14 protein-coding genes are annotated in these 19,220 nt (G+C 73.9%); 10 read left to right on the top strand and 4 right to left on the bottom strand.

The features are described 5' to 3' along the window. The 4 genes from ABTX81_RS13730 to ABTX81_RS13715 form a co-directional block, all read right to left on the bottom strand. A partial coding sequence (locus ABTX81_RS13730) for a transglutaminase TgpA family protein (protein ID WP_350544143.1) occupies window positions 1-2,475 on the bottom strand: 2,475 nt, incomplete at its 3' end. Further along, window positions 2,472-3,794, bottom strand: coding sequence for a DUF58 domain-containing protein (locus ABTX81_RS13725; RefSeq protein ID WP_350544142.1), 1,323 nt, complete (start codon window positions 3,792-3,794; stop codon window positions 2,472-2,474). The genes ABTX81_RS13730 and ABTX81_RS13725, both read right to left, overlap by 4 nt. A gap of 2 nt (window positions 3,795-3,796) precedes the next feature. Next, window positions 3,797-4,846, bottom strand: a complete 1,050-nt coding sequence (locus tag ABTX81_RS13720) for an AAA family ATPase (RefSeq protein WP_502892770.1) — start codon at window positions 4,844-4,846, stop codon at window positions 3,797-3,799. 282 nt (window positions 4,847-5,128) lie between these two features. Next, window positions 5,129-5,671, bottom strand: coding sequence for a beta-class carbonic anhydrase (locus ABTX81_RS13715; protein WP_350544140.1), 543 nt, complete (start codon window positions 5,669-5,671; stop codon window positions 5,129-5,131). Between the two features lie 505 nt (window positions 5,672-6,176). Here ABTX81_RS13715 and rsmH point away from each other — a divergent pair. The 10 genes from rsmH to ABTX81_RS13665 all read left to right on the top strand — a co-directional run bounded on the left by rsmH (window position 6,177) and on the right by ABTX81_RS13665 (window position 18,959). After that, window positions 6,177-7,151 (top strand): 16S rRNA (cytosine(1402)-N(4))-methyltransferase RsmH, encoded by a 975-nt coding sequence (rsmH, locus tag ABTX81_RS13710; protein ID WP_350544138.1) that lies wholly within the window; start codon window positions 6,177-6,179, stop codon window positions 7,149-7,151. 73 nt (window positions 7,152-7,224) lie between these two features. Beyond that, window positions 7,225-7,839 (top strand): cell division protein FtsL, encoded by a 615-nt coding sequence (gene ftsL, locus ABTX81_RS13705; RefSeq protein ID WP_502892769.1) that lies wholly within the window; start codon window positions 7,225-7,227, stop codon window positions 7,837-7,839. Next, window positions 7,836-10,091, top strand: coding sequence for a peptidoglycan D,D-transpeptidase FtsI family protein (locus tag ABTX81_RS13700; RefSeq protein WP_350544136.1), 2,256 nt, complete (start codon window positions 7,836-7,838; stop codon window positions 10,089-10,091). Before ftsL ends, ABTX81_RS13700 begins: the two co-directional genes overlap by 4 nt. A 6-nt stretch (window positions 10,092-10,097) precedes the next feature. Continuing rightward, entirely contained in the window at window positions 10,098-11,750 is a 1,653-nt protein-coding gene (locus tag ABTX81_RS13695) for a UDP-N-acetylmuramoyl-L-alanyl-D-glutamate--2,6-diaminopimelate ligase (protein ID WP_502892768.1), read from the top strand. Then, window positions 11,747-13,147: a UDP-N-acetylmuramoyl-tripeptide--D-alanyl-D-alanine ligase gene (locus tag ABTX81_RS13690; RefSeq protein ID WP_350544132.1), complete on the top strand. Its 1,401-nt coding sequence runs from the start codon at window positions 11,747-11,749 to the stop codon at window positions 13,145-13,147. The genes ABTX81_RS13695 and ABTX81_RS13690 overlap by 4 nt, the downstream gene beginning before the upstream one ends. Further along, complete coding sequence (gene mraY, locus ABTX81_RS13685) at window positions 13,147-14,208, top strand: phospho-N-acetylmuramoyl-pentapeptide-transferase (protein WP_350544130.1); 1,062 nt, start codon at window positions 13,147-13,149, stop codon at window positions 14,206-14,208. Before ABTX81_RS13690 ends, mraY begins: the two co-directional genes overlap by 1 nt. Continuing rightward, window positions 14,205-15,653, top strand: coding sequence for a UDP-N-acetylmuramoyl-L-alanine--D-glutamate ligase (gene murD / locus ABTX81_RS13680; RefSeq protein WP_350544129.1), 1,449 nt, complete (start codon window positions 14,205-14,207; stop codon window positions 15,651-15,653). Before mraY ends, murD begins: the two co-directional genes overlap by 4 nt. Before the next feature lie 65 nt (window positions 15,654-15,718). Further along, on the top strand, window positions 15,719-17,077 hold the full coding sequence (gene ftsW, locus ABTX81_RS13675; protein ID WP_502892767.1) for a putative lipid II flippase FtsW: 1,359 nt from the start codon (window positions 15,719-15,721) through the stop codon (window positions 17,075-17,077). Window positions 17,078-17,083: 6 nt separating this feature from the next. Then, the gene (gene murG, locus ABTX81_RS13670) at window positions 17,084-18,190 is read left to right on the top strand and encodes an undecaprenyldiphospho-muramoylpentapeptide beta-N-acetylglucosaminyltransferase (RefSeq protein ID WP_350544128.1); all 1,107 of its coding nucleotides are present in this window, start codon (window positions 17,084-17,086) and stop codon (window positions 18,188-18,190) included. Continuing rightward, complete coding sequence (locus tag ABTX81_RS13665) at window positions 18,183-18,959, top strand: cell division protein FtsQ/DivIB (protein ID WP_350544127.1); 777 nt, start codon at window positions 18,183-18,185, stop codon at window positions 18,957-18,959. Before murG ends, ABTX81_RS13665 begins: the two co-directional genes overlap by 8 nt. Window positions 18,960-19,220 lie beyond the last annotated feature (261 nt).

Below are 19,220 nucleotides of genomic sequence, written 5' to 3'. Positions count from 1 at the left end.
GCTCCCAGATCCGTCCGAGCAGCGGCTCGACCGGGACCTTCCGGATCGCCAGCCCGGGCAGTCCGGCGGCGAGCTCGCCGACCCGTTCGGCGGTGCCGCCCCGAACACCCGCGCCACCCGGGCGCCGGCCTTCAGCCGGGCGGTCAGCAGCGCCTCCGAGATCCGCCACCGCAGCTGGGCGGAGGACGCCGGCAGCAGCAGCGCCCTGATCCGGCCGCGCCGCCCGACCCGCGCCCGCAGGCCGTCCCGGGCGGTCCGGACGTCCACCGCCAGCGGCTCGCCGACCTGCGCGGAGCGGGCGTAGAGCACCCGCTCGGTGGCCAGCGCCACCCGGCCGGCGGCGGCCGCCGAGGCCTCGTCCAGCTCGCCGGTCTCGGCGATCCGCCGGGCTGCGGCGCGCGGGGTGCGCGACTCGTCCGGCGGGATGCCGAGGTCCCAGGCGGAGTCGATCAGCTCGTCCCAGGCGGCCAGCACCTGTGCGTCGGTGAGCCCCTCCGGCCCCGGCCCGCCGGGCCGGCGCCTGCCGCCCGGGCCGAGCCGGCGCCGGCGCAGCCGGGCGCGCCAGACCATCGGGGTGAGCAGCAGTGCCACCAGGACCAGAACGCCGCCCAGACCGGCCAGGGCCTTCCCGGAGGGCAGCCCGACCCCCTCGTCGGCGCGGGCCCCGGTGTCGCGCCGGTCGTCGCAGTCGCCGGTCCGGCGCAGCCTGGCGTCGCAGTCCGGGTTGGCGGACGGCACCTGGACCGGCCCGGTCGCCCCCGGCTGGGGGGCCGGTGCGGTGGTCGGCTGGGTGGCCGGGGCGGAGACCGGGTCCGAGTAGTCGGGCTGGACGCCGCGGGTCGGGGTGGGCTCGAAGCGCAGCCAGCCGTAGCCCTCGAAGTACAGCTCGGGCCAGGCGTGGTACATCGCGTCGGTCACCGAGTAGACGTTGTTGCCCTTGGTGTCGCCGGGGGTGAAGCCGAGCGCGACCCGGGAGGGGACGCCCAGGTAGCGGGCCATCACCGCCATGGTGGAGGCGAAGTGGACGCAGAAGCCGCGGCGGCGGGCCAGGAAGTCGGCCATCGCGTCGCCGCCGTTGTCCGGCCTGGTGGTGGCGTCGTAGGTGAACTCGGGGCCGGTGAACCAGGTGCGCAGCGCGTCCATCTTGTCGTACTGGGTCGACGCGTTCTTGGTGATGTCGCGCGCCGTCTGCTCGACCACCTTGGGCAGGCCGGACGGGACGGTGAGGTACTGCCGGCTGATCCGGTCGGGCGGCTTGGGGGCGCTGCGCAGGCTGGAGGCGGTGGGCTGGACCTCCAGCCCGGTGGCCGTGTACTTGAGGCCCTTGATCGCCTTGTCCTTGGCGGGGAGCAGGCTGGCGGTGTCGGGGTCGAGCTGCCAGGCGGAGTTGTCGCGCAGGTTGACGGTCCGCGCCGGGTAGGGCAGCGGCAGCCAGGCGTCGTCCAGCCGGTTGCCGACGGCGACCTCGGTCTTGGCCTCGGGCACGTCGACGGGGCCCAGGCCCTCGGGGGCGGGCAGGGCGCCGGTGAACGGCACCGTCTCCGACGAGCCGCGCTTCCAGGTGGTGCCGTCGAAGGCGTCCAGCGCGCCGGTGCGCAGGTAGGTGGAGCCGGCGGACGGGCTCTCCGTCCAGTAGGTGAACAGCTCGACGCCGCGCGGGCTGGGCAGGGCCCCGGTCAGGGCCACCAGCGGGTCGAGGCTGCTGACGCCCCCTTCGCCGTGCCGGCCGGTGGCGGTGCCGGAGCCGGTCTGCAGCAGGCCGGAGCCCCAGCGCGGCAGGAAGGCCGGCACCAGCAGGGCGAGCACCAGGGCCACCACGCCGACCTGGCGGCCGTTCTGGCCGAGTGAGCCCAGGCCGCCGCCCTCACTGCGGTCGGAGCCGCGGAAGACCCGGCCCCAGCGGGAGACCCGGTCCTGGCCCTCGGCGAACAGCAGCACCAGGTAGCCGCAGGCGGCGGTGGCGAACCAGAGCCAGCTGCTCTGGTCGCCGGCCAGGCCGTTGCCGACCGAGTAGAGCGCGAGCAGCGGCAGCCCGGCCAGGGCCGAGCGGCGGTAGGTGACCGCGACGGTGTCCACCGCGACGGCGATCAGGCCGACCGAGGCGACCAGGATCAGCCGCAGACCGGGGTTGGGCGGAGCGGGGATGGCGTAGTCGCGGACGTCGGTGAACCCCTGGCCGAGGATCCGGCCGAGGGTGCGGACCGACTGGCCGCCGGGCACCACGCCGCCGAAGACCGCCGCGGAGGAGGCGAAGGCGAGCAGCAGCAGGACGAACAGCGCCAGCAGCTGGGCGATCGGGACGGTCCACCGGTAGAAGGGCGTGCGCCGCAGTCCGGCGCCGACCGCCGCGACGACCGCGATCGCCAGGAAGGCCTGGACGATCCAGCCCTTGGTGGTCAGCAGCGGGGTCAGGCAGAGCGCGGCCAGCGCGGTGGCCAGCGCCGAGTACACGGTCAGTTTGGCCCGGGTGGTCACGCGCCGGCCTCTTCTCGGTAGGGGGCGGGCGACTCGGCCCGGTCGGCGGCCCGCCACAGCTCGGGGACGGAGTCGCCGGCGCGGACGGTGAGCACCGTCCAGCCGGCCTCGCGCAGCCGGCGCGCCCGGTCGCGGAACTCCTCGCCGCCGGTCTCGGGGGCGAGCAGGCGCAGGCCGGCCCAGGTGCCGGTGTCGAGCAGGAACACGACGGCGCCGCCGGTGCGGCTGCGCAGCCGGGCGAGCCGGGCGGTCTGCTCCTCGTCGAGTTCGCCGAGGACGGCCACCAGCAGGCCCTCGCCGCCGGTCCGCAGCGGCTCCTCGGCACGGGAGAGCCCGGCGCCGTCGGAGAGGTCGACGACCGCGAGCGCGTCCAGGATGACGCCGGAGGTGTCGGCGGCGGTGTGCCCGCCGTCCCCTTCGGGACCGGGCACGGCGCGGCCGGTGTCGGTGAGCAGGCGGGTCTGGTAGCCGCGCTCCAGCAGGTGCACGGCGACGGAGGCGGCGCAGCCGACGGCCCATTCGAAGGAGGAGGCCGGGCCGCTGCCCCGGTGGCCGATCTCGCGGGTGTCCAGCAGGACGGTGGCGCGGGCCCGGCGGGGCTGCTCCTCGCGCCGGACCATCAGTTCGCCGTAGCGGGCGGTGGACTTCCAGTGCACCCGGCGCAGGTCGTCGCCGGCCCGGTACTCGCGCAGGATGACGTCGTCGTCGCCGGCCAGCGCGAGGGAGCGGGTGTGGCTCTCGCCCTGCCCGGCCCACTCGCCGCTCAGCCGCACGTGCGGCAGCGCCAGCACCTGCGGGACGACGGTGAGCACGTCGGAGGCGGAGAACGAGCGGTTCAGCTCGCACATCCCGAACGGGTCGGAGAGCCGCAGCTGGAGCGGGCCGAGCGGGTAGCGGCCGCGCAGGTCGGAGCGGACCCGGTAGGAGACCTCGCGGTGGCCGCGCGGCTCGACCCGGTCCAGCACGAACCGCGGGCGCGGTCCGAGCACGTAGGGGACCTTGTCCTCCAGCAGCAGCACGCCGGTGGGCACCCGCGAGACGTTGTCCACCCGCAGGTGCACCCGGGCCTCCTGGCCGGCCACCGCCCGGTGCGGGGTGAGCCGGCGGCCGCTGGCGACCCGGTAGCGGGTGTTGGCCAGCAGCAGCGCGGCGGCCAGCGGCAGGACGGCGAGCAGCACGCCGACGCGCAGCAGCGCGTCCTGGCCGAGCACGTACGCGCAGACCACGGCGGTCAGTCCGGCGGCGAGGAAGGAGCGCCCCCGGGTGGTGAGGCCGCGCAGGCCGGCGCGCAGGCCCGACGGTTCGTCGGTCGGGCCCACCCTCAGCCCCTCCGGACGGCCGGGCCGCCCTGCTGGGGGCGCGGCAGCGGCAGCCGGGCGACCAGGTCGGCGACGATCTGCTCGGCGGTGCGGCGGCTGAGCTGGGTCTCGGCGGTGGGCATCAGGCGGTGGGCGAGCACCGGGACGGCGAGCCGCTGGATGTCGTCCGGGGTGACGTAGTCGCGGCCGTCCAGGGCGGCGGCGGCGCGGGCGGCCCGGACCAGGTGCAGGGTGGCGCGCGGCGAGGCGCCGAGCCGCAGCTCGTGGCTGTTGCGGGTGGCGGCGACCAGGTCGACGGCGTAGCGGCGGACCGGGTCGGCGACGTGCACGGTGCGGACCAGGTCGATCAGCTTGAGGATGTCGGCGGCGTGCGCGACCGGCTGCAGGTCGTCCAGCGGGCTGGCGCCGGCGTGCACGTCGAGCATCGCGAACTCGGCCTCGGGGCTGGGGTAGCCGATCGAGATCCGGGCCATGAAGCGGTCCCGCTGGGCCTCCGGGAGGGGGTAGGTGCCCTCCATCTCGACCGGGTTCTGGGTGGCGACCACCATGAACGGCGAGGGCAGCTCGTAGCTGGTGCCGTCGATGGTGACCTGGCGCTCCTCCATCGACTCCAGCAGGGCGGACTGGGTCTTGGGCGAGGCGCGGTTGATCTCGTCGCCGACCACGATCTGGGCGAAGATCGCGCCGGGGCGGAACTCGAAGTCGCGCTGCTGCTGGTCGAAGATGTTGGTGCCGGTGACGTCCGAGGGCAGCAGGTCGGGGGTGAACTGGATGCGCCGGACGGTGCAGTCGACGGACCGGGCGAGCGCCTTGGCCAGCATGGTCTTGCCGACGCCGGGCACGTCCTCCAGCAGCAGGTGGCCCTCGGCGAGCAGTACGGTCAGGGCGATCCGGACGGCCTCCGGCTTGCCCTCGATCACGCTCTCGATGTTGGCCCGGATCCGGTCGACGACGGCGGCGAGTTCCGGCAGGCCGACCGGGGCGTAGCCCGGTGCCTCCTGGCCGCCTCCCGCACGACCGTCGAGACCGGCCTGATCGCTGTAGCTCGTCACCCGTTCGCTCCCTGGCACACCACGACCGGCTCCGTCCGAGCCCGGCCCCACCCCATGCTGGACGCGGCCCCTCCGGGCGTGGTTCCGCGTGCGGGAGCCGGGTGCCGGGGGACGGCCTGCGGCTGGCCGCCCCAGGTGGTTCGAGGTCAGACCGGCAGGCGCATTCTCCCCCCTGCGGACGCCAGAAGTCACCACTTGGAAGGGCCGCGCAGGTCGGGAGGGGGCCGGGAGCGCCCGCCGGGGCCCGGACGGCGCTGGCCGGGCCGGTCGGGCGGCGGGGGGTCAGTCGATCTCGCGCAGCAGGCCGGTGTGGACGTCGAACACGAAGCCGCGCACGTCGTCGGTGTGGAGAAGGAACGGGGAGGTGCGCACCCGCTGCATCGACTGGCGGACGTCGCTGTCCAGGTCGACGAAGGCCTCGACCGCCCACTGCGGGCGCTGGCCGACCTCCACCTCCAGCTCGCGCCGGAAGTCCTCGGTGAGGCCGAGCAGGCCGCAGCCGGTGTGGTGGATCAGCGCGACCGAGCGGGTGCCCAGGGCGCGCTGACTGATGGTGAGGGAGCGGATGGTGTCGTCGGTGACCACGCCGCCCGCGTTGCGGATGACGTGGGCGTCGCCGAGTTCGAGGCCGAGCGCGGCGAACAGGTCGAGACGGGCGTCCATGCACGCCACCACGGCGATCCTCTGCACCGGGCGGGCATCCATGCCGCCGTCGCGGAAGGTCACCGCGTAGTCGCGGTTGGAGGCCACGAAGCGGTCGATGATGGTCGGTGAGGCGGAGTCGGCAGCGGCGGTCGGCGTGGGCCGGTCGGGGGTCACTGTCATGGTGAAGACGTTAGTGCGATTTCCCCGTTCGCGGTGGGGCTGATTGCTACAGAGCGGGCTCCTGTGACCGAAGGCATATCCACAACGAGGGCGGGGCGCCGTCGGCCGACCGGGTGGTGCGCAGGGCCCGTGGCATGTGCCACGAGCACCCTCGCGACCTGCGGTGATCCGTACCGCCGCCCGGGTGGTGCGCCGGAGCGGGCCATTGACTGGAGGGGCGTGCGCGATAGAGTTGCGGCGCAGTGGAGCACACCCGCCGGGGCCCGTCAACCGGGCCTTTCCGGCCGTGCGGTGACCGACGCGGCCCGTGGCCTCCACCCGCTCTCCGTGCCACCTGGCGCACCTTCCCCGGCGCCGGGCGGTCACGACCTTCCCCAGGAGCGGGCGGGGACCACGGGCCGCGCGGCCCGGCCCGTGCGACCGCCGCGCCGCGTGGTGGGACAGAATGGTCGGAGCTCCCCGGACGTCGGGCGGCTTTTCGCACCGAGGAAGGGCGCCACAGCGCATGACCACCAACGAGCCGGCACCCAAGCACGTCCCGGTGATGCTGCAGCGGTGCATGGACGCGCTGGCCCCGGCGATCTCGCGGCCCGGCGCGGTGGTGGTGGACGCCACCCTCGGCCTCGGCGGGCACAGCGAGGCCCTGCTCACCCAGTTCCCGGACGTCCGGCTGATCGCGGTGGACCGCGACCCGGCGGCGCTCAAGCTCTCCGGCGAGCGGCTGGCCCGCTTCGGCGACCGGGCCACCCTGGTGCACGCCGTCTACGACGAGATCCCCGAGGTGCTGGAGCGCCTGGACGTCCCGGAGGCCGACGGCGTCCTGTTCGACCTCGGCGTCTCCTCGATGCAGCTGGACGAGGCCGAGCGCGGCTTCGCCTACGCCCAGGACGCGCCGCTGGACATGCGGATGGACCAGACCCGGGGGATCAGCGCGGCCGAGGTGCTGAACACCTACAGCCACGGCGAACTGGCCCGGATCCTCAAGCTGTACGGCGAGGAGCGGTTCGCCGGCAAGATCGCCTCGGTCATCCTCCGGGAGCGCGAGAAGGAACCGTTCACCACCAGCGCGCGTCTGGTCGAGTTGGTGCGCAACGCCATTCCGGCCGCCACCCGCCGCACCGGCGGGAACCCGGCCAAGCGGACCTTCCAGGCGCTGCGGATCGAGGTCAACGGCGAGCTGGAGGTCCTGGACCGGGCGATCCCCGGGGCGCTGGACGTCCTGGCGCTCGGCGGGCGGATCGTCGTGATGTCGTACCAGTCGCTGGAGGACCGCCTGGTCAAGCAGTACTTCGCGGCCGGGGCGACCAGCACCGCCCCGCCGGGGCTGCCGTTCATCCCCGAGGAGCACCAGCCCTGGCTGAAGCTGATCACTCGCGGTGCCGAGCTGGCCACGGAGGAGGAGATCGAGGAGAACCGGCGCGCCGCGCCCGTGCGGCTGCGGGTGGCGGAGAGGATCAGGGACCGAAGCACCCGGCGCTGACCGGCACCGGGGCGGTCCGAAGGGCGGAGGAAAGACAGTGGGGCCGGTGGCCGGAGGCGGGGCGGGGAGCCGATTGCTCCCCGGGCAGAGCGGCAGGGCGCGGATCACCGTGCGCCCGGGCCGGCCGGTGCGGGGGCGTACGCCGTTCGCGGTGCTGGTGGTGCTGCTGCTCGGGGCCGGACTGCTCGGGCTGCTGGCGCTGAACACCGCGCTCAACGAGGGCTCCTTCGAGCTGTCCCGGCTGCAGCGGCAGACCACCGTGCTGACCGACGAGCAGCAGGGGCTGCAGCACCAGATCGACCAGAACTCCGCGCCGGACGCGCTGGCCCGCCGGGCCGCCGAGCTGGGCATGGTGCCGGCCGGCGGGATGGCCTTCCTCGACCTGCCGAACGGCGGCGCGGTGGTCGGCACGCCCAAGGCGGCCCAGGACAGCCCTCCGGTGAAACGGTCCACCGCGGAACCGTGGCCCGGCAAGCAGCCCGCGCCGGGCACCCAGCCGACCGGCCAGCCGACGACGCAGCCCGCCGAGGGCGCGCCGGCCGCCGGCACCGGCACCCCGGCCGCCCCGCCGCCGCCCACCGCCGCCGCCTCGCCGACCGGCCCGGCGCCGGGTGGCGACGTCACCGTCCAGGTCAACCCGGGCCCGGCGCAGCCGTCGCCGCACGCGAGCGGGGGTGCCGGCCGATGAGCACGCCCCGCCAGCCCTCCGGCGGTGCCGACGGGCGCCGCCCGGTCAAGGGCGCCGCGCCGCGCCCGGCCGCCCCGCGCGGGCAGTCCGCCGGCCGTGTCCCCGGCCCGAAGGCGCAGAGTCCCAAGGCCCAGAGTCCCAAGGCCCAGAGCCCCAAGGCGCCGAACCCGAAGGCGCAGGGTCCCAAGGCGCCGAACCCGAAGGCTCAGCCCGCCAAGCCGGCGGCCGCCAAGGGCCAGGGCGCCCGGGCGGAGCAGTCCGGCCGCCCCCGCCCCGCGCGCGCCCCGCAGCAGCGCCGCCCCGACGGACGCCTCCCGGCCCCCCGGCCGCGCCCCCAGCGCCGGCCGCCGGCCCGCCGCCCGGCCTCCCGGGGGATCCGGCTGGCCGATCCGCGCCGCCGGCTGCGGGTGATCACCATCGTGCTCTCGGTGGTGTTCTCGATCTTCGCCGGGCGGCTGGTCCAGCTCCAGCTGCTGGACTCCGACGCGCTGGCCGCCGACGCCAACACCAACCGCTACCTGAACATCCCGATCACCGCCGAGCGCGGCTCGATAACGTCCTCCGACGGCGTCGCCCTGGCCGCCACCGTCGACGCCTACGACATCACCGCCGACCCGGCGATGTTCACCCCCGAGGCAACCGGTCTGCCCGACGCCCCCGAGCAGGCGGCCGCACTGCTGGCGCCGATCCTCGGCGTGCCCAAGGAGAAGATCGCCGCCGACCTGCACACCCCCAAGAGCCGCTACAAGCGGCTGGCCGCCCAGCAGACCCCGGACGTCAAGAACCAGATCAGCGACCTCAAGTCCGGCCTGGAGAAGCAGGCCGGATCGCGCGCCTGCCAGGCCCAGAAGCGGCTGCTGAACAAGCCCGCCGAGGAGGGCGGCCGCACCCGGCTGGACAACGAGTGCGTCAACCCGCTGGCCGGCGTCTTCAACCGGGACACCCAGAAGCGGGTCTACCCGTCCGACGGGCTGGCCGCCAACCTGGTCGGCTTCGTCAACGCCGAGGGCGAGGGCGCCGGCGGGCTGGAGCAGCAGTACCAGAAGCTCCTGGCCGGCAAGGACGGCCACAGCAGCTACGCCCAGGCCGGCGGCCGTCTGGTGCCCACCGCGGGCGGCTCGCTGGAGCCCGCCGTACCCGGCAGCGACCTGCGGCTGACCATCAACCGCGACATCCAGTGGGCCGCCCAGCGGGCCATCACCGACCAGGTCTCCAACGCCGGGGCGGAGAAGGGCTACGTGATCGTCCAGGACGTGCGCAACGGCGAGGTGCTGGCGATGGCCACCTCGCCCGGCTTCAACCCGAACGACCTGAGCACGGCCAGGAACTCGCAGCTCGGCAACGCCGCCCTGCAGGACGCCTACGAGCCCGGCTCCACCGCCAAGCTGATGACCATGGCGGCCGTCCTGGACACCGGCAAGGCCACCTGGGACACCAAGGTCACCGTGCCGTACCCGCTGGTCCGCGGTGACGTGGCGTTCAAGGACGACGTCGAGCACGACACCTGGTACCTCACCCTCGCGGGTGTGCTCGCCAAGTCCTCCAACATCGGCACCATCGAGGCCGCCCAGACCCTCGGCGCCACCCAGCCCGAGGCCAACCGGGTGCTCTACGACTACCTGCGGAAGTTCGGCATCGGTCAGCCGACCGGTCTCGGCTTCCCCGGCGAGACCGCCGGCCTGCTCGACAAGCCGGAGGACTGGAAGGCGTCCAAGCAGTACACGATCCCGTTCGGCCAGGGCCTGTCGGTCAACGCGCTGCAGGCGACCTCGGTGTTCTCGACCATCGCCAACGGCGGGGTCCGGGTGGAGCCCAGCGTCGTCCAGGGCACCACCGCGCCGGACGGCAAGTACTCCGCGGCCCCGGCGCCCGAGCAGTCCCGGGTGGTCGGCGAGCAGACCGCCAAGACCCTCACCGAGATGCTGGAGTCGGTCGTCTCCGACGAGCAGGGCACCGGCGGCAAGGCCGCGATCCCGGGCTACCGGGTCGCCGGCAAGACCGGGACCGCCAACCGGGTGGACCCCAAGGCCGGCGGCTACCGCGGCTACACCGCCTCCTTCATCGGCTTCGCCCCGGCCGACCAGCCCCGGGTCACCGTCTCCTGCGTGATCCAGGACCCGGTCAACGGCCACTTCGGCGGCCAGCTGTGCGGCCCGGTGTTCAAGCAGGTGATGGAGTTCACCCTCAAGACCCTCCAGGTCCCGCCGAGCGGCAGCGAGGCGCCCAACCTGCCCGTCGAGTGGAAGCCGTGATCGACCATGAGCAACGACCGTGCGGGTGCGGCCGCCGGTGCGGGAAAGGGCCGGTTTGGCCCTGGACGCCCTGAGGCGGATAGCCTCTCCGCCGTGCCGAAACCCGATCAAATCACCGTGAGCCCGCCCCGCCCCGCCCGGACCGGCGCCCGGCCGCTCGCCGAGGTCGCCCGCCTGCTGGGCCTCGACCCCGTCGAGGGACCCGAGGTCACCGGGGTCACCCACAACGCCCGCGAGGTCCGCCCCGGTGACCTGTACGTGGCGTTCCCCGGCGCCAACCACCACGGCGCGTCGTTCGCCGGGCAGGCCGCCGAGGCCGGCGCGGTCGCGGTGCTCACCGACCCGGCCGGCGCCGAGCTGGCGGCCGGCACCGGTCTGCCGCTGCTGGTCGTCGACCGGCCCCGGGCCCGGATGGGCGAGCTCGCGGCCGCCGTCTACGACCGGCCGTCCGAGCGGCTGCTGATGATCGGGCTCACCGGCACCAACGGCAAGACCACCACCTCCTACCTGGTCGAGGGCGGCCTGCGCGGCGCCGGCCGCCACCCCGGTGTGATCGGCACCGTCGAGATGCGGGTCGGCGACGAGCGGATCAAGAGCGAGCGGACCACCCCCGAGGCCACCGACCTGCACGCGATCCTCGCCGTGATGGGCGAGCGCGGCGCGGACGCGGTGACCATGGAGGTCTCCAGCCACGCCCTGGTCTACGGCCGCACCGACGGCGTGGCCTACGACGTCGCGCTGTTCAACAACCTCACCCCCGAGCACCTCGACTTCCACCCGGACATGGAGGACTACTTCCAGGCGAAGGCCCGGCTCTTCCAGCCCGGCAAGTCCCGCGCCGGCGTGATCAACCTGGACGACGCCTACGGCCGCCGGCTCGCCGCCGAGGCGAAGATCCCGGTCGCCACCTTCTCCGCCACCGGCGCCCCCGAGGCGGACTGGCGCGCGGTGGACGTCCAGCTCGGCCCGGTCGGCTCGACCTTCCGGGTGCTCGGTCCCGGCGGCGCCGAGGCGGATGCCTCCGTCCCGCTGCCCGGCCCGTTCAACGTCGCCAACGCGCTGGCCGCGATCGTCCTGCTCGCCACCGCCGGGCTCCCGCTGGAGCGGGCCGTGGCCGGCGTCGCCGCCGTCCCCGGCGTGCCCGGCCGCCTGGAGCGGGTGGACGCGGGCCAGCCGTACGTCGCGGTGGTCGACTACGCGCACAAGCCGGACGCCCTGGAGGCCGTCCTCGGCTCGCTGCGCGAGGTCACCAAGGGCCGGCTGCACGTGGTGGTCGGCTGCGGCGGCGACCGCGACCCGCACAAGCGCGCCCCGATGGGCGGCATCGCCGCCCGGCTCGCCGACACCGCCCTGCTGACCAGCGACAACCCGCGCAGCGAGGACCCGCTGGCGATCCTCGCCACCATGCTGAACGGCGCCGCCGCGGTGCCCGAGGCCGAGCGCGGCGCCGTCCTGGTGGTGCCCGACCGCGCCGAGGCGATCGAGCTGGCGGTCGCCCGTGCCCAGGCCGGCGACACCGTGCTGGTGGCCGGCAAGGGACACGAGCTGGGCCAGTACGTACGAGACGAGATCCGCCCCTTCGACGACCGGGAGGTGCTGCGCGAATCCATCGCGCGGACCACGGCCGCCCGGGGCACCGGAGGAGTAGAGCAGCCGTGATCGCACTGACCCTCGCCGAGGTGGCCGCCGCAGTCGGCGGAACCCTGGCCGGAGCCGACCCCGACGCCCTGGTGACCGCCCCGGTCGAGGTCGACTCCCGCAAGGTCCGCCCCGGCGGTCTGTTCGCGGCCTTCGTCGGCGAGCACGTGGACGGCCACGACTACGCGCACACCGCGGTCGAGGCCGGCGCCGTCGCGGTGCTGGCCTCCCGCCCGGTCGACGGGCCCGCCGTGCTGGTCGACAGCGTGGTGGAGGCCCTCGGCAAGCTCGCCCGCACCGTGGTGGGCCGCTCCGAGGCGGCCGTGGTCGCGCTGACCGGCTCGGCCGGCAAGACCAGCACCAAGGACCTCGTCGCCCAGCTGCTCGAGCGCCTGGGCGACACCGTCTACCCGCCCGGCTCGCTCAACAACGAGATCGGCCACCCGATGACCGCCCTGCGGGTCGAGGACGCCACCCGGCACCTGGTGCTGGAGATGGGCGCCCGGCACAAGGGCGACATCGAGTACCTCACCTCGATCACCCCGCCCCGGATCGGCCTGGTGCTCAACGTCGGCACCGCGCACGTCGGCGAGTTCGGCTCCCAGGAGGCGATCGCCGAGGCCAAGGGCGAGCTCGTCGAGGCGCTGCCCGCCGACGGCGCGGCGATCCTCAACGCGGACGACCGCCTGGTGCGCGCCATGGCGGCGCGGACCAGGGCCCGGGTGGTGTTCTTCGGCGAGTCCGCGGACGCCGACGTCCGGGCACAGGACATTCGCCTGGACTCCACCGGACGTCCATCCTTCACACTGAGCACCCCGGCCGGTTCCGCACCCGTGCAGCTGCGCCTGTACGGTGAGCACCACGTCTCGAACGCCCTCGCCGCCGCAGCGGTGGCGATGGAGCTCGGGATGACCGTCGACGACACCGCCGAAGCGCTGAGCCAGGCGGGTGCGCTGTCCCGCTGGCGCATGGAGGTCGTCGACCGGGCCGATGGTGTCACCGTCGTCAACGACGCCTACAACGCGAACCCCGACTCGATGCGGGCCGCGCTGCGGGCGCTGATCTCGATGGGGGGGCGCGGCCCGGAGCGCCGCCGCACCTGGGCGGTGCTCGGCGAGATGCGGGAGCTCGGCGAGGACAGCCTGGCCGAGCACGACGCCATCGGGCGGCTCGCCGTCCGGCTGGACGTCACCAAGCTGGTGGCGGTCGGCGGACGCGAGGCGGCCTGCATGGAACTGGGCGCGAGGAACGAAGGTTCGTGGGGTGAGGAGTCGGTGCTGGTGTCCGACGCGGACGCGGCGGTCGAACTGCTGCGCAGTCAGCTGCGGCCGGGGGATGTGGTGCTGGTGAAGGCCTCCCGTTCGGTGGGGCTGGAGAAGGTGGCCGAGGCCCTCCTCGCGGACGGTGCGGCCGAGTAATGAAGCAGATCCTCTTCTCCGGCATGATCGGCCTGATCCTGTCGCTGGCCGGCACCCCCGCGCTGATCAAGCTGCTGGCCCGGCAGGGCTACGGCCAGTACATCCGCGACGACGGCCCCAAGGCGCACCACAGCAAGAAGGGCACGCCCACGATGGGCGGCATCGCCTTCATCCTGGCGACCCTGGTGGCCTACTTCGCGACCAAGGCGATAACGGGCGAGAGCCCGACCGCCTCCGGGCTGCTGGTGCTGTTCCTGACCACCGGTCTGGGCCTGGTGGGCTTCCTCGACGACTACATCAAGGTCGTCAAGCGCCGCTCGCTGGGCCTGCGGGCCAAGGCCAAGCTGGCCGGCCAGTCCATCGTCGGCCTCGCCTTCGCCGTGCTGGCCCTGCAGTTCCCCGACAACGCCGGCCGCCGCCCGGCCTCCGAGCACCTGTCCTTCGTCCGGGACTTCGAGTGGGCGATCGGCCCGGTGCTGTTCGTCATCTTCGCGTACTTCCTGATCGCCGCCACCTCCAACGGCGTCAACCTGACGGACGGTCTGGACGGCCTGGCCACCGGCGCCTCGGTGATGGCCTTCGGCGCCTACACCTTCATCGGCGTCTGGGAGTACGGCCAGAGCTGCGCCTACGTGGCCTCGGCCACCTCCAACTGCTACGACGTCCGCGACCCGCTGGACCTCGCGGTGGTCGCGGCCGCCCTGATGGGCTCCTGCTTCGGCTTCCTCTGGTGGAACACCTCGCCCGCCAAGATCTTCATGGGCGACACCGGCTCGCTGGCCCTCGGCGGCGCGCTGGCCGGTCTGGCGATCTGCTCGCGCACCGAGATCCTGCTCGTCCTGCTGGGCGGCCTCTTCGTGATCATCACCCTCTCGGTGATCATCCAGGTCGGCTCCTTCCGGATGACCGGCAAGCGCGTCTTCAAGATGGCCCCCCTGCAGCACCACTTCGAACTCAAGGGCTGGAGCGAGGTCCTGGTCGTGGTCCGGTTCTGGATCATCCAGGGCCTCTGCGTGGCCGTCGGCCTCGGCCTCTTCTACGCGGGATGGGTGACCGGATGACCACCCCCGAACCGACCGCCCCGGACTGGGCCGGACTCCCGGTCGCCGTCGCCGGGCTCGGCGTCTCCGGGATCAGCGCCGCCCGGGTCCTGCACGGCCTCGGCGCCCGGGTCACCGTCGTGGACGGCGGCTCCGGCGAGGGCCTGCGGGCCCGCGCGGCCGAGCTGGAGGCACAGGGCGTCACCGTCCGCCTCGGCGACGGCGCCACCCTGCCCGAGGGCACCCGCCTGGTCGTCACCTCGCCCGGCTGGCCGCCGAGCAGCCCGCTGTTCGCCGCCGCCGCCGAGGCCGGCGTCGAGGTCTGGGGCGACGTCGAGCTGGCCTGGCGCCTGCGCCGGCCGCTGCCCGCCACCGGCGAGCCCGCCCCCTGGCTGGCCGTCACCGGCACCAACGGCAAGACCACCACCGTCCAGATGCTCGCCTCGATCCTCACCGCCGCCGGCCGGCGCACCGCCGCCGTCGGCAACGTGGGGGTCTCGGTGCTGGACGCGGTGCTCGCCGAGGAGCCCTACGACGTGCTCGCCGTCGAGCTCTCCAGCTACCAGCTGCACTGGGCGCCCTCGCTGCGCCCGTACGCGGCGGCGGTGCTCAACCTGGCACCCGACCACCTGGACTGGCACGGCTCGATGGAGGCGTACGCCGCCGACAAGGGCCGGATCTACGAGGGCAACGTCGTCGCCTGCGTGTACAACCTGGCCGACCCGGCCACCGAGGCGCTGGTCCGCGAGGCGGACGTCGAGGAGGGCTGCCGGGCGATCGGTTTCGGCCTCGGCGCGCCCGGCCCGTCGAACTTCGGCGTGGTCGACGGCCTGCTGGTGGACCGCGCGTTCGTGCCCGACCGGGCCAAGAACGCGGCCGAGCTGGGCTCGGTCGAGGACGTGAACCCCCCGGCCCCGCACAACATCACCAACGCGCTGGCGGCCGCCGCGCTGGCCCGCGCCTACGGCGTGGAGCCGAAGGCCGTCCGCGAGGGCCTGCGGGCCTTCCGGCCGGACGCGCACCGGATCGCCGAGGTCGCGGTGGTCGGCGGCGTCACGTACGTCGACGACTCCAAGGCGACCAACACCCACGCCGCCGCGGCCTCGCTCGCCGCGTACCGGCCGATCGTCTGGATCGCCGGCGGCCTGGCCAAGGGCGCGACCTTCGACGACCTGGTCCAGGGCGCGGCCGAGCGGCTGCGCGGCGCCGTGCTGATCGGCGAGGACCGCGCGCTGATCCGCGAGGCGCTGGCGCGACACGCCCCGGATGTCCCGGTGATCGAGGCGGCCGGGGGCCAGACTGGCGCGGTGGCGATGACCGAGGTGGTCCGCGCGGCCGCGTCACTCGCCCGAACGGGTGACACGGTGCTGCTGGCCCCGGCCTGCGCCTCGATGGACATGTTCACCAACTACGGCGAGCGCGGCGACCTCTTCGCCGCTGCCGTCCGGGAGCTGGCGGACCAGTAGGGGACATGGACGGGCTCCGGCCCTGAGGGACGAACAGGGGAGCGGGCGTGGCCGGGAGCGGCAGGGTGGGTGGGTCGAGCGTGCCGGAGAAGGGCCGCCCGGCCGGGTCCTTGCGGGTGATCTCGGCCACCACCACCGCCTACAAGTCGGCCGGTCCGGTCGCCCGTCTGCAGGCCTTCCGGGCCCGCGTGCGGTACGCCCTGGACCGGCCGCTCACGCCCTACCTGCTGATCGCCGGCACGGCGCTGCTGCTGGTCGTGCTCGGGCTGATGATGGTCTTCTCGGCCTCGCAGATCCTCGCCCTGGGCCAGCACCGCTCGACCCAGTTCTACTTCTACAAGCAGCTGCTCGCGGTCGTGCTCGGCCTCGCGCTGCTGCTCGGCTTCGCCCTGGTGCCGGTGGCCGTGCTGCGGGTGATCGTCTACCCGGTGATGCTCGTGGTGATCGGCGCCATGGTGCTGGTCGCGATCCCGGGCATCGGCATGGAGGTCAACGGCAACCGGAACTGGCTGGATTTCGGCGTGTTCCAGTTCCAGCCGTCGGAGTTCGCCAAGCTCGCCCTGGTGCTCTGGGGCGCCGACCTGCTGGCCCGCAAGCAGAAGGCCGGCACCCTCGACCAGTGGAAGCACCTGCTGGTCCCGCTGGTGCCCGGCGTCCTGCTGCTGCTCGCGCTGATCATGCTCGGCGGCGACATGGGCACCTCGATGATCCTGGTCGCGATGCTCTTCAGCCTGCTCTGGATGGTCGGCGCGCCGCTGCGGCTGTTCGTCGCCACCCTCGGCGTGGCCGTCGTGGTCTGCACCGCCCTGGTGGTCACCGTCCCGCACCGCGCCGAGCGGCTCTCCTGCATCGGCGTGACCAAGCTCGACCCGGCCGGGGCCTGCTTCCAGGCCCTGCACGGCGTCTACTCGTTCGGCCTCGGCGGTCTGTTCGGCTCTGGACTCGGCGCGGGCGTGGAGAAGTGGGGCCAGCTCCCGGAGGCGCACACCGACTTCATCTTCGCCACCACGGGCGAGGAACTCGGTCTGGTGGGGACGCTGTCGGTGATCGGTCTCTTTGCGGCACTAGGCTACGCGGGTATCCGTGTGGCCATCGGCACGAAGGATCCCTTCGTCAGGTACGCCGCGGGAGCCGCCACCACGTGGATCATGGCGCAGGCCGTGATCAACCTGGGGTCGGCGCTGGGACTGCTGCCCATCGCGGGCGTCCCGCTCCCGCTGTTCTCCTACGGCGGTTCCGCCATGCTGTCGGCCATGTCCGCGATCGGGGTGCTGCTCTGCCTGGCACGCAGCAGCTCGGGCGCGAAGGCGGCCCTGGCCGCCCGGAGCAAGAACTCCCGGATCAGGAAGCAGCTGGCCCGGGTGCTGCCACGACGACGAACCACAGCGCGCCCGGCCAGCGGGCCGGCACGCAGGGAGCGGTGAATTTCGGTGCATGTCGTACTCGCCGGCGGGGGGACCGCCGGTCACATCGAGCCGGCCATGGCCCTCGCGGACGCCCTCCGCAGGCATGACCCGTCCATCGGGATCACCGCCCTCGGCACCGAGCGCGGCCTGGAGACCCGGCTGGTGCCCGACCGCGGTTACCAGCTGGAGCTGATCCCGGCCGTCCCGCTGCCCCGCAAGCCCACCCCCGAGCTGATCACCGTCCCGGGCCGGCTGCGCGGCACCGTCCGGGCCGCCCAGGAGATCATCGAGCGGGTCAAGGCGGACGTCGTGGTCGGCTTCGGCGGCTACGTCGCGATGCCTGCCTACCTGGCCGCCAAGCGGGCCGGTGTGCCGATCGTGGTGCACGAGGCCAACGCCCGGCCCGGCCTGGCCAACAAGATCGGCGCCCGGTACAGCGACTTCGTCGCGGTCTCCACGCCGGACAGCAAGCTGCGCGACTCCCGGTACATCGGGATCCCGCTGCGCCGGACCATCGCGACCCTGGACCGCAACGCGGCCCGCCCGGAGGCCCGGCACTACTTCGGCCTCGACCAGCGGCTGCCCACCCTGCTGGTCACCGGCGGCTCGCAGGGCGCCCGCCGGCTGAATGAGACGATCACCGCGATCGCCCCCCGGCTCCAGCAGTACGGCGTGCAGATCCTGCACGCGGTCGGCCCGAAGAACGAGCTGCCGCAGGTCGACGAGATCCCCGGGATGCCGCCCTACCGCCCGGTGCCGTACCTGGACCGGATGGACCTCGCCTACGCGGCGGCCGACATGATGCTCTGCCGGGCCGGCGCCATGACGGTGGCCGAGCTGGCCGCGGTCGGCCTGCCCGCCGCGTTCGTGCCGCTGCCGATCGGCAACGGCGAGCAGCGGCTGAACGCCCAGCCGATGGTGAAGGCCGGCGGCGGCCTGCTGGTCGACGACGCCGAGCTGAACACCGACTGGGTGCTGCAGAACGTGCTGCCGGTGCTCACCGACCCGCAGCGGCTCTGGGACATGAGCCGGGCCGCCGCCGAGTTCGGCCGCCGGGACGCCGACGAGCTGCTGGTCGGCATGGTCTACGAGGCCATCGAGGCCGCCCGGGGCGGCCGCCGTCGTGGCTGACGCCCGGCTCGCCGATCCCCTCGACGAGGAGTTCGAGGCCGAGGAGTACGCTCCTCGGCTCCGGCTCTCCCGGCGGGGGGTGATGGTGCTGGGCGCCCTGGCCGCGGTGCTCCTCGGAGCGCTGTCCTGGCTGGTGTTCTTCTCCTCGGTGCTGGAGGTCCGCTCGGTCGCCGTGCAGGGCATGCGCGACGACCGGCTGACGGCCGACGAGGTCCGCTCGGCGATCGGCGGGGTCGGCTCCGGCCCGCTGGCCCGGGTGGACCTCGACGAGGCCCGCCACCGGGTGGAGGCGATACCCCGGGTGGCGAAGGCGGAGATCTGGCGGGGCTGGCCGAACACCCTGCGGGTGAAGGTCACCCAGCGCGAGGCGGTCGCCGCCGTCAGGGGCGAGGACGGACAGTTCACCCAGGTCGACGCGGGCGGCGTGAGCTTCGCCACCGAGCCGGCCGCCCCCGAGGGGGTGCCGGTGGTGGAGCTGAAGCTCAGCCAGCAGGCCCTGGACGCCGAATCGGTGATCGACCGTGCGCAGCTGGTGCGGGGCGCCGTGACGGTGGCGGCCGGCCTGCCGCAGGACGTCCGGCAGCGGGCCGGGGCCGTCCTCGTGCATTCGTACGACGACATCCAGTTGCAGCTCGGCGGCGGCGCCACGGTGCGCTGGGGGAGCCCCGAGCAGACCGATCGAAAAGCCCGGGTGCTGGTGGCGCTGCTGAATCAGAAGGGTACGAACTTCGATGTGAGCGCCCCTGACTCGCCTGCGGTGTCCGGATGATCCGGTAGGTTTTCCGGTGCACAAGGGGTTCGCGCGGAGCGCGTCGCCGAAAGGTGGCGGCGGGCGACGGGTGGGCTTGACGCGGTTTCGTGTCGGCCTGACCCTTGGTGGTCACCCCGGTTTCATTCGCCGGTCGATGATCACATAGGCTCAAAAGAAAAAGGGAAGCTCGGCGTGTTCGTTGAAACACGTGGCCGGAGCCACCTAGTGTCCTGTGTCACCAGACTGTGTTCGCTGGTGATGTGACAGAGGCACAGCACT

The sequence above is a fragment of the Kitasatospora sp. NPDC097605 genome (assembly GCF_040302725.1).
Classification (GTDB): Bacteria; Actinomycetota; Actinomycetes; order Streptomycetales; family Streptomycetaceae; genus Kitasatospora.
Note: the sequence above shows the minus strand (reverse complement) of the source record. Positions and strands in the feature narration are given on the sequence as shown.